At 36.6% G+C, this 11,572-nt stretch carries 5 protein-coding genes; 3 read left to right on the top strand and 2 right to left on the bottom strand.

The window, feature by feature from the left end; all coding sequences use genetic code 11:
• Positions 1–5,007: DUF5776 domain-containing protein (locus M3005_RS05505; RefSeq protein ID WP_293794419.1), on the top strand; the 5,007-nt coding region annotated here is incomplete at its 5' end.
• Positions 5,008–5,057: 50 nt separating this feature from the next.
• Here the strand turns inward: M3005_RS05505 and M3005_RS05500 are convergent.
• On the bottom strand, positions 5,058–6,566 hold the full coding sequence (locus M3005_RS05500; RefSeq protein ID WP_293794418.1) for a glycosyltransferase: 1,509 nt from the start codon (positions 6,564–6,566) through the stop codon (positions 5,058–5,060).
• Between the two features lie 2 nt (positions 6,567–6,568).
• Positions 6,569–8,200 (bottom strand): glycosyltransferase, encoded by a 1,632-nt coding sequence (locus tag M3005_RS05495; RefSeq protein ID WP_293794417.1) that lies wholly within the window; start codon positions 8,198–8,200, stop codon positions 6,569–6,571.
• Between the two features lie 174 nt (positions 8,201–8,374).
• Between M3005_RS05495 and M3005_RS05490 the strand changes: the two genes are divergently transcribed.
• Both M3005_RS05490 and M3005_RS05485 read left to right on the top strand, forming a co-directional pair.
• On the top strand, positions 8,375–9,412 hold the full coding sequence (locus M3005_RS05490; protein ID WP_293794416.1) for a DUF5776 domain-containing protein: 1,038 nt from the start codon (positions 8,375–8,377) through the stop codon (positions 9,410–9,412).
• 148 nt (positions 9,413–9,560) lie between these two features.
• Positions 9,561–11,572, top strand: a 2,012-nt coding sequence (locus M3005_RS05485; RefSeq protein ID WP_293794414.1) for a glycoside hydrolase family 68 protein, incomplete at its 3' end; no start/stop codon positions are given.

Genomic DNA, 11,572 nt, shown 5'->3' with positions numbered 1-11,572 from the left:
TCACTACAATCTAGTGCTGCTGCAGCAATTGAATCTGCTGCGTCAAGTGCTAGAAGTGTCGCTTCTAGTCAAGCTTCTGTTGAATACAGTGCATTATCAACTGCTAACTCGAACACTATCAAGCAAATGCAAGATAAGAGTACCGCTGATTCCATTGCCGCATCTAACAGTGCACAATCTGCAATTCAAAGTGCGGTACAAATTGCTCAAGATGAAGCTTCTAAGCAAGCAGCTGCACAATCTGCAGCAACTGCAAAGGGTAATCAAGATGTAATTAACTCATTACAACAACAAATCATAGATAATTCTAATAATGCTTCAAGTAGCGCTCAACAAGCAATCAATGAAGCTGTTGCGAAGGCACAACAAACAGCAAGTAGTTCTGCATCAGCACAATCAGTTGCAACATCAATTGCTAACCAAAAGGCAATTGATGATTTGATTGCAAAATCAAAAGCTGATTCAGAAAACGCCTCTTCTAGTGCCCAAGCTGCTATTAATGCTGCGATTGCTAAAACTAGTTTAGATGCTAGTTCATCAGCTGCTCAAGAATCATTATCAACTTCATTGGCAAACTCATCAGCGATTGCCTCATTGAGTCAAAAAGCAATTGATGATTCTAAGTCAGCTTCAGCTCAAGCAGATTCTGATAAAAATAGTGCTGTATCATCAGCACAAACATCACTAAATAGCTCGTACGGTAGTTATATTAAGAGTCTAAGTGATGCTCGTGATGCTGAATTAAATGCTTTGAAACAAAAGCTGAATGCAGCTAATGATTCTCTTGCGAAAGCCGAACAAGATGCTGCTGATAAAAGTTCTGCATATAGTTCAGAAATTTCAAGTATACAAAGGGAAAGTCAGGCTGCAAGTGAAGCAGCATATAATAATAGTTCTGCTGCGCAATCAAGTTATAATAGTGTAATTTCTTCATATCAATCTATGATTTCTGATTTGCAAAATGATCAAAAAGCAACTTCAGAACAAGTCGTTAATTATCAAAAAGCATTAAGCGATCTACAAAGTAGTTATAACGATACAATTGATAAAGCTAAGGCAGATTCAACAGCAGCTTCCCAAGCATCATCTGCTGCTATTTCTGAAGCAGCATCTAAAGCTCTAAGTGAGGCTCAGCAACAAGCTAAGAACTCTCAAGCACAAAGCGAAGCTGAATCTAAGGCTAGAGATACTGAATCTCAAGCACAACAATCAATTAAGGATTCTTACAACCAAAAAATTACAGACTTGCAAAATTCTTCAGCTGCATCTAGTGCTGCTGCACAAACTGCTTTAGATAAAGCTACTTCTTTAATGAATAGTTATATAAATCAAATTTCCAGTTTGAAAGCTGATAGTGCAGCCGCATCAACAGCAAATAGCACTGCTGTTTCGATAGCAACTAGCAACGCAAGATCAGCAGCCCAATCATTTGCAACATTAGCCAATAGTTTGACAGCTAAATATACAAATGATTCAAATGCATTCAAGCAAAGCTTATCTGATTTGCAAAGCTTGATTGCAAGTATTACGGCTGATAATCAACAAAAAGCTGATTCAGCAGCCGCAGATTTTGATAGTAAGAAGGCTGCATATGAAAGTTCATATGCAATCGCATCATCTAATGCTATTTCTCAAGCGGTATCTGATGCTGAACAACGTGCTAAACAAGCTGCAGAAGCTGTATCTCAGGCTAACTCTAAGGCGTTAGCTGATGCACAAAGTAAGGCTGAACAAGACAGTAAAAATGCTGCTAACAGTGCAGCTCAAGCAATTCAAGATGCAGTTAATGCTGCTTCAACAGAAGCTAGCCAAAAAGCCGCAGCACAGTCAACAGCAACATCGATTGCAAATTCTAATGCGTTAGCATCATTAGCTCAACAAAGTAAGAATGATTCATTGAATGCTGCGCAAAGTGCTGCTCAAGCTATAAAAGACGCTGTGGATTCAGCTCGATCACTAGCAAGTCAACAAGCTTCAGCTCAATCAACTGCTGCGAGTCAAGCTGCTTCAAAGGCGTTACAAGATGCCCAAGATAAAGCGGCTCAAGATAGTCGAAACGCATCATCAGTTGCAGAATCTCTAAAAGATAGTTTAGTTGCTTCAGCACAACAAAGTGCATTAGACTCAGCCAAAGCAGTATATGCATCACTATCATCATCAAACTCCAAGGCATTAGCTGACGCGCAAGCCAAAGCTGATAAAGATAGTTCAGCCGCAGCAAGTTATGCGAAGTCATTAATGGACGATGCTGTTTCCTCAGCCAAAGCTGATGCTCAAGCAGCTGCTGATAATGACATTAATTCATTGAACAATTCATATGCACAAAAGATTAGCGACATGCTAGCAACTAGCAAACAAGCTTCGATTGCAGCAAGTCAAGCTGCAGAACAAGCTAAATCTTCAGCTGTTAGTTCAGCACAATCTGTCGCACAAAGTTTAGCAAATTCCCAATCAATCGCAACATCACAACAAAATGCTGATGCATTAAATTCAGCACAACAAAAAGCGATTGAAGATAGCAAACAAGCTCAATCCGTTTACGATGATAAATTAGCTCAAGCTAGTTTAGCAGCGCAAAATTCAGCTAACCAAATGCTAATGGATCAATCAATTGCTAATTCCAATGCATTGAAAGCAGCTCAAGATAAGGCAGCTCAAGATAGTGCAAATGCTTCACAACGTGCAGATGAAGTTAGACAAGCAGCATTAGATTCAGCCCGTCAATCAGCACAAAATTCAGCTAATTCATTGGTTCAATCACTTCAAAATAGCTATGATGCATCAATCGCTGCCGCTCAAAGCAAGTCGATTGCTGACAGTGTAGCTGCTTCTAGCAATGCTAAGTCAGCATTAGATTCAGCAGTTAACGATGCTAGAAATAGTGCTGCTAACCAAATTAATTCATTACAATCTCATAATGCTGACTTACTATCTTCAGCACAAAGTAAGGCAACGGCAGATAGTCTAGCTGCTTCTCAAAAAGCACAAGATCAAATCAGTTCTGCAGTCCAATCAGCGCAAGATAAAGCTAAAAGTGATGCTCAATCAATCATTGATTCATTGAACTCTCAATATGCAAATAGTTTAGCGTCAGCTAATAGTAAGGCAGCAGCAGATAGTCTTGCCGCTAGTCAAGCTGCAGAACAAGCTAAGAATGATGCACTTTCAGCAGCTCAAGAAGCGGCCCGCCAATCAAGTATTGCTACAGCTAATTCTAATGCAGCTGCATTGAAATCGGCTCAAGATAAAGCATACAGTGATAGTGTTGAAGCTTCTAAGAATGCGGATTCATTATTAAGCGCTGCAGTTTCAGCTGCTAAGTCAGCCGCTGAAAGTCAAGCTGCAGTTCAATCAATTGCAACTGCAGAAGTTAACTCAAAAGCATTATCATTTGCTGAAAGTAAAGCCAAATCAGATGCAGCAGCGGCTTCATCAGTTGCTCAATCTATTATTAGTTCTGCTGAATCACTAGCTTCACAAACAGCTGCTGAATATGCAAAATCGGTAGCTGATAGTGTCAGAGATTCATATGATAGTAAGGTTGCATCTATTGCTTCGCAAAATGCTGCCCAATCACAAGCAGCTAATCAAGCGGTTGATGATTTAAGAAATCAATTGAATTCAAGTGCTAAAGCTGAATTGGATAGTCTTTCACAATCTAATGCTGATGCACAACATAGTTTGAAAGCAGAATATGACAGTTTAATTGCTGCTGAAAGAAGTTCTGCACAATCTGCTATCAATAGTGCCGCATCAAGTGCATCTTCTGATGCTAAGAGCAGAGCGGAAAGTCAAGCTCAATCTGAACAAGCTAAGATTACAAGTGATTATCTAGCACAATCTAATGCGATGAACTCAACATTTGCTAGTCAAATGGCTTCATTACAAGCCAGTTTACAAGCAGCTGAAAGTTCAGCTATTAGTTCAGCTCAATCAGTTGCTGATAGTCAAGCAGCACAAAGAAGTTCAGCGTTTGCTAGTCAACTTGCATCACTTCAATCACAAAGTGCTGCTGACTTAAGTGCCGCGAACTCAACCGCTTCTGCTGCATTGAATTCAGCCCAATCTTCAGCAATTAGTAGTGCTCAATCAAATGCTGACTCACTTAAGGCTTCATTGACTGCATCGTATGAAAATGCTTTGGCTATTTTAAAAGCGCAACAAGAAGCTACTTCTATTGCTGATATGAATAACCAACATGCTGCACTAAGTAGTCAAGCAGATAAATTCAATCAAGAAATTAACAACTTGAAGAATCAATTAAGCGGTAAGGACTACGATAATAGTAAGCTGATTCAATCTTATGAAAATCAAATTGAGGAATTACGATCTGAAATTGCCCGTCTAAATGGAAGCAATTCTTCAAATGTCGTAATCAACCAAAACCAAGCTTATTACCCAGTTGCAGAACCTACTAAGAATTACCAAGTTATCAACCAGGGTGGTGTTTGGGTTCATAACGATAAGGACTTTACTAATGATAACCGTGTTCGTTTCATCAAATATGGTGACAAGATTAAAGTCCAAAGAGTTGTAACTCATAATGGTATTACTAGGTTATACATTGGTAAGGACGAATATGTAACTGCTAATAAGAACTTTGTTGCAACTGACAAGGATTTACAAACGGTTCCTAAGTATGTTTACAGCTTAAACATCGCTAGAAATAAAGCAACAGTTTATAAGGTAACTGGCTTTAAGTATGTAAATGGTAAGTTGAAACTAGAGGTCAAGGGTAAATACGTTGATCCAAATAAATACGATAATGGTTACTATGAACAATCAGAAAATAATAACCAAACTGATTATCGAGTTATTAAGACTAATGGTGCCTGGATCCATGATAGTAAGCACTTTACAAAACATAACCGTGTTAAGAAATTAAAACGTGGTCAAAAGATAAAAGTCGTCAAAGTAGTTAAGACAGGTGGTATCACTCGTCTATACATTGGAAATGGTCAATATATTACTTCCAATAAGACTTTTGTGCAAAAACATCATAGATAGGCATTAAAAAAGCTCCTATCCGAAAAGGATAGGAGCTTTTTGTATACACTTTATTTATTAATAAATGTTTTCCATTGTTCAAAGACATTATCGGGATTAAACTTAATAGATTTTGTAATTGATTGATCATGCATACGTTCATAAGTATCTTGATTATTTAAAAGTTCAATTACTTGTTTAGCTAAACTAGCAATATCTTTAGGTTCAATCAAGAAACCATTAACATTATTTTCAATGATTTCATTTGGTCCATAATTCACATCGTAAGCCACTTCAGGAATACCATAGCTTAGTCCTTCTACTAGAGACATACTTAATCCTTCTCCCATAGAAGTTTGGACTAATACTCGAGTATCTCGTAGAATTTTATCTTTATCAGGATTAACTTTGTAGTCTAATAAACTTACTGCATTTTCAATCTTTAGTTGTTTGATAATCGCATCTAATTCATTTTTATAGTCAGCAGATTCGAAGTATCCCATGATGTTTAAATGTACATCGGGGATTTGTTGTTGAATTGCTGGAATAATGGTTAATAGTTCGCTAATGTTTTTGTCTCTAAAAACACGACCCATATAAGTGATGTTATGGTTACTTACAGGTTTAATGTTGTCCATTAAGTCAAAAGCAGAATCAAAGATATTGTAGAACTTGCCCATTGGATAACGCTTTTCAAGGTCTTTTCTTTGCTTATCAGTTGGCACGATAATACCAGCAAATTTACCAAAAAATTCATCGAATAATGGGTATAAGTTGTTAAATAAGATAGCGTTAGGGTTATTAGCCTCAGTTGCATTTTCTGTATGCACATTGTGTAAATATTGGTATTTAGGTGCATCTGTATTTAGTTTAGCAACTACAGTGGTTAATGAAGGACGATCATTAATAATAACTGTGTTTTTATCACTAATTTCTTCTAAGAAGAAAGCAAATAAGTCATCCTCGGTATTAAAACGATAGGTTTTTCCTTTGTAATTTAATAATTTGTACATTGATGGTAGGACATGATCGCCAACATTCATATGAGTGATTTCAATCACTACATTACCATTCTTGTCAAAAACTAATTCATGACCAATACCACCAGCAGGATGCATGTAAACTTCTTTTGATTTGAAGCCACGGTAATCAAAAATATCTTGGCTGGCTACATTACCAAAGTTGTCATAGTAATCAATATTACCAATTTCACCAACGGTTAATGGAAAAATTGATACCTTAGCAATACGTTGTCCTAATCTTTCAATGTAGGAACTATTGTTATCAACTCCGTTAATTTTGTAATCATGCTTATCAACTAAAGGAGAGTAACGTAAATATTCATGATGTGTTTTCTTATTAGTATAGTTTTGGAAATAGTCGTACATGTTTAATACTTGATCATCATCAATTCCATACTTTTCAATTTCTTGATGCAAACTGGGATTATAATTTCTGGTTACAATTTTGGCATTAATACCATTTTTCTTGAATAATTTAGCTCGATTCATGGCCGAGAATTCTGTTCCGGAATTGAAGGTAAAAATGTTTTCATTAACGAATAGATATTGCTTGGTCATTATTAAGCCTCCTTATGTTCCATATCACTTAGTCCTTTTTTGATGTCGAAGTGATATGTCTTTAGTTTATCTTGCCAAGTCTTTTTAGCAGAATTAATTAAATCTTCCCACGCCTTCCAAACGCTGTCTTCTGAAAAACGATTTGATAATTCATAAGCCTTATCGGACATTGATTGTAATAAATCATCGTCGGTGAATAATTTTACCATGCAATCTGATAGGGCTTTGGTGTCGTCATAATCGACTACATAACCGTTTTCATCATTGACGATTAATTCATTTGGACCATAGTTGGTATCAAAGGTAATACCGACATCACCTTGTGATTGAGCTTCCATTAAGGCTAAGTTAAAGCCTTCCATGACAGAAGCTAAAGCATAAATTTGTGCGTTACGTTGAACACCGGCAACGTCGTTGGTGTATTCGTGTAATTTCACGGCATCACGAAGGTCATATTCATCTAAGGATGCGTTAATGCGTTTCATAGCAATATCATCATTAGAATGGTCAACATATCCATAAACTTCCATGTTGATGTCCGGAATTTCTTTTTTTGCCATACCCATGGCATCGATAATTTTATTTATTTGTTTTTCAGGAGCAACACGAGCGGTAACAACAATACTGTGTTTTTTACGGTCAGACATTGGTATGCGATCTTGATCTAAGTCTTCGTTTTTAATTACTCCCACCGGAATGGTAAACATATCGATGTCAGGTTCGAAACGCGTCTTAACATCTTTAGTTTGCTTTTCGGTTGCACTAACAATTGCATCGTATCTATTAGCATCGGTTAATGAGTATTCGTAATTATTATTCATTATTGAGGTGTCAGTTTTTTGGGCATCACCAGCATGTGAGTTGTGAAGGTGTAATACTGTATATGTAGGTGAATTAAGAGTTTCTAAGATTTCTTCGAAATAGTCTGAACGATCCATTACATAAATGTTAGGATGTTTTTTGTCCATGAAATTGACATTGATTTCTTCTAGAAAATCTTTAATGACACCAACGATGTTGTTATGAGTTCTAACGGCACCATCATTACGAATAATTTTGAAACCAGATTTCTCAAGTTTTCCTGCTGCGTTGAATCTAAAGTAGTCTTCAATAGCAGGTCGACCATCTGGAGTATACCAAGTTTCAGTTGCAATCTTGTTATCAGGTGTGTACCATTGTGCCATCGATAAGAAACCACGGTAATCATAGAAATCAACACGGTATAAGTTAGAGAATCCATCAAATAATTCAACAGACTTAACTAAGTCATCGTCAGTAACTTCTTTATCAAATAAGTTGATACGACCAACAATCTGCTTGTTGCTGTATACAATGATTCTATTTTGTTCTTTATCTTTATCGTAAGTTAGATTATCAACCCCAAATTCAATATCTTTGGGTGTTAGTGGTTTAGTCTCTACATCAAGCGCATTTTGAAAGTAATCAAAAATATTCAAAATGTACTTGTCTTCGATACCGTTCTTATTCAAGTGATAGTGAAGCAATGGATTCCATTCACGGAAAACTAGGCGATAGTCTTCACCGAATTTTTCGAATAGCTTCGCACGTTTTAATTGGGCATGTTCGATCCCAGAGTTTTTAGCATTAAAACTGGAATTTAGGAAAAAATTCATAATGTAACTCCTTTGCAATTATTTATTTCATTATAACGCAAATAAAGATGAAAATAATTAAAGAAAGCATTAAGAAATGGATAATTTGTCTACTTTGTTATGATGATAGATATTTGCGCACTAACAAAGAAAAATGATAGAATCAAAACATTACATATTTTGGAGATGAATAACATGAAAAAAATAACACAATTTTCATTTTTTGCCGCAAGTTCATTACTATTTGTTGCAGCAGGAACAAACGTGGTAGTACACGCTGATGGGGTTCCAGATATTATTGGAAACGCTCTAGCTAAGGTGCAGTCAGGAAATAATGCGAATAATACTACTACCACTGCCACCAGCGCTAATAATGCGAATAATACTACTACCACTGCCACCAGCGCTAATAATGCGGATAGCACTGTAAGTACAGAAAATAGTCAATCTACATATGATGGAATTAGTTTCGATGTAATTGCCACTCATTCTGGATTCCAATATCAAGATGCTACATTAAAAGGTGATCAAGTTGGTGCATATGATAATGGTGACAAATTAACTGTTGTTGGGGTGCAAAAGAATGGTAACAAGTTAAGATATGAAGTTCTGACTCCAAATGGTAAGTATTTTATTTCTGCTTACTACACTAAATTAGCTGATGATAAAGACGCTTCTGTTAAAGATGGAATGGTAGCCATCGCGAACCATAATTTCTTTACAGTCGTTGCTACTCATGATGGTATTGTCTACACTGACAAATCATTATCATCTGATAAACAAATTTCTGCTTACAACAATGGCGACACTTTCAACGTTGTTAAAGTGGTCAAAGACGGCAATAAGTTAAGATACGTTGTCCAAACTGAAACGGGTTTTTACTACATTTCTGCATACCACACTAAGTTAGCAGCTAACGGCAACGCCGCTCAATACAAAGCAATGCGTGCAGCTGTAGCAACAGTTAAGGCCACCGCTAAGAAGACTGATAACAGTGCTTATTACACTACAGTCAAAAAGGGCAACCACGTTGCGGTTGTTAAGAAAACACTAGTTCAACATCCAACTAAGACTTTCAAAGATAATGCAGCTAAAACCAAGAAGAATACAATTAAAAAAGGTAAGAAATTATCATTCAATAGCATCGTTAAAGTTGGTAACACTTATCGTTTACATTTAACTAATGGTAAATATGTCACAGCAAGTAAGCAATTTGTGAACATCATTAAATAATAATTATTATTTAAAAGCCATCTCTTAGCTGAGGTGGTTTTTTTGTTGAAAATATAATTTTTTTATAAGAAACTTGAAAACTATTTTTAAGTTTCTTTAATAATGGTATGTTTAATTTAAGTACAAAAGAGAATAGGAATGTGGTTTGATGAATAAAAAATATAAATATCTAGTTGGAATCATTGTGGTTCTGGTAGTGTTGGTGGGAGGATATAAGGTCTACCATCATTTTCATTACCAAGCGATTCGCAATGCAAAAATTATCGCTAAAAAAGAGGCAGAATATCGTAAATATCATCCGGTCAATTACGATGGATACGTCAAGAATTATACGAAGCTATATGCGAAAGCTGATCCAAAGAGTAAAGTGCTTACCCGTATTAGTGCGTATGTATTAAGTGGAACTGGTAAGAACTACGCTAAACATAGTAATGCCGGAATTCCCGTTCGTATTATCAGTAAGAAAAATAAAATGTTTAAGGTTAAATTCAGTCAATACACTGGTTATATTAAAGCTGGTCGTTTCCACACCATGAAGAATTACAGTGATGATTCAGAAATTTCTCATTACACGCGCTATGATTTATCATTATTGGAAAAGAACCAAACAGATTCAGCGTATGCGGTGCCTTTATTTGTGGGTATGAATATTAAAGACATTCCATCAGCACGAAGCACTAGTTTAGTTCAAACTGCTCGTGACAGCGATGGCAAACTAATTGAAAACCCAACTACCCACCAAACTGGTTTGTATAGTGGTTCTCAAATGGACGTGTGGGACAGTTGGCCAATTCAAAATTCTGATGGAACTGTTGCCACTTATCATGGTTACCACATCGTGTTAGCATTAGCTGCTAACATGAACCCATGGCAATCAGGCCACGTGGGAGTCGGTTTAGGCCAAGCTAAGATTTACGTTTTCTACCAAAAGGTTAGCGACTCTAATAAGGGTGTTGAATCTTGGAAGAACGCTGGTTTACTAACTAAGACTAAGTTAGAAGGGGCTAAGAGTACTGATAAATACTTAAAGATGTTGACTCAACAATGGTCCGGTTCAGCCGTTAAACTAGATAACAGCAATAATTTCCGCTTATTCTATACTAATTACACTGGTGGTAAGTTATACGGTGGAACTTCTAACAATGCCCAATACTTAAGTACTGCTCAATTCACTTTGAAGTTTGATAAGAATGGTGTCAGCGTTGATCATTCTAAGACCACCGATAATAAGTCTGTCTTTGCTAGTGAAGGTAAGAGTTACCAAAGTTTTGACCAATTCACTAACGAATGGCCAGATAGCAAGGGATTCGATGATACTTCACTTCGTGATCCTCACTACATTGAAGACCACGGTAAGAAATATCTAGTCTTTGAAGCCAATACTGGGACTAAGACTGGTTACCAAGGAATCGATAACCTCTTTAACATGGCTTACTTCGGTGGTAGCAAGAGTTTCCAAAAGGACGAACAAAAGAAACTATTTAATAATGATGTCCAAACCGCCGTGATTGATAGTACTAATAACTTGAAGAGCCAAGTTAGTGCTTACCAAAAGGCACTTAAAGCGGTTAATGATCAAATCAAGGAAACTAGTTCCGAAGATACAATTCAACTAGCCCAATTGAATCAACAAGTGACCAATTTATCACAAGCCATCACTAACATTACTACTTCCCAAAGTTATATGAAGAAGACTGGAGAAGGGATTAAAGCCCAATACATGAATGCAGCGATTGGAATTGTAGAATTAAATAACGATTACACCGTGAAGAAAATTCTAAAACCACTAGTTGCTTTCAACACAACTGATGATGAAACTGAACGTCCAGATATCGTAAAACACGATGGTAAGTACTACATGTTTACAATTACCCGTGCTAGTCGAATGGCATCAAATACATTGGATGCTCGTGGAGTCTACCTATTAGGTTTTGTATCTGACAGTCTTACTGGTAAGTACAAGCCTTTAAACGGTAGTGGAGTTGTATTATATTCACATGAACTAAACATCAACAGTCGTACTTGGACATATTCATACTACATCATGCCAACCAAGACTTCTGCTAAGGATAACCAATTCTTAGTAACTAGTTACATGACCGTGCCAGGGATTGCTTCACAAACCGGTGGGCATGCAACTTTCGCACCAACATTTATGAT

This window comes from Apilactobacillus sp. (genome assembly GCF_025290035.1).
Lineage (GTDB): Bacteria > Bacillota > Bacilli > Lactobacillales > Lactobacillaceae > Apilactobacillus.
This window is presented reverse-complemented; position numbering and strand designations above follow the sequence as displayed.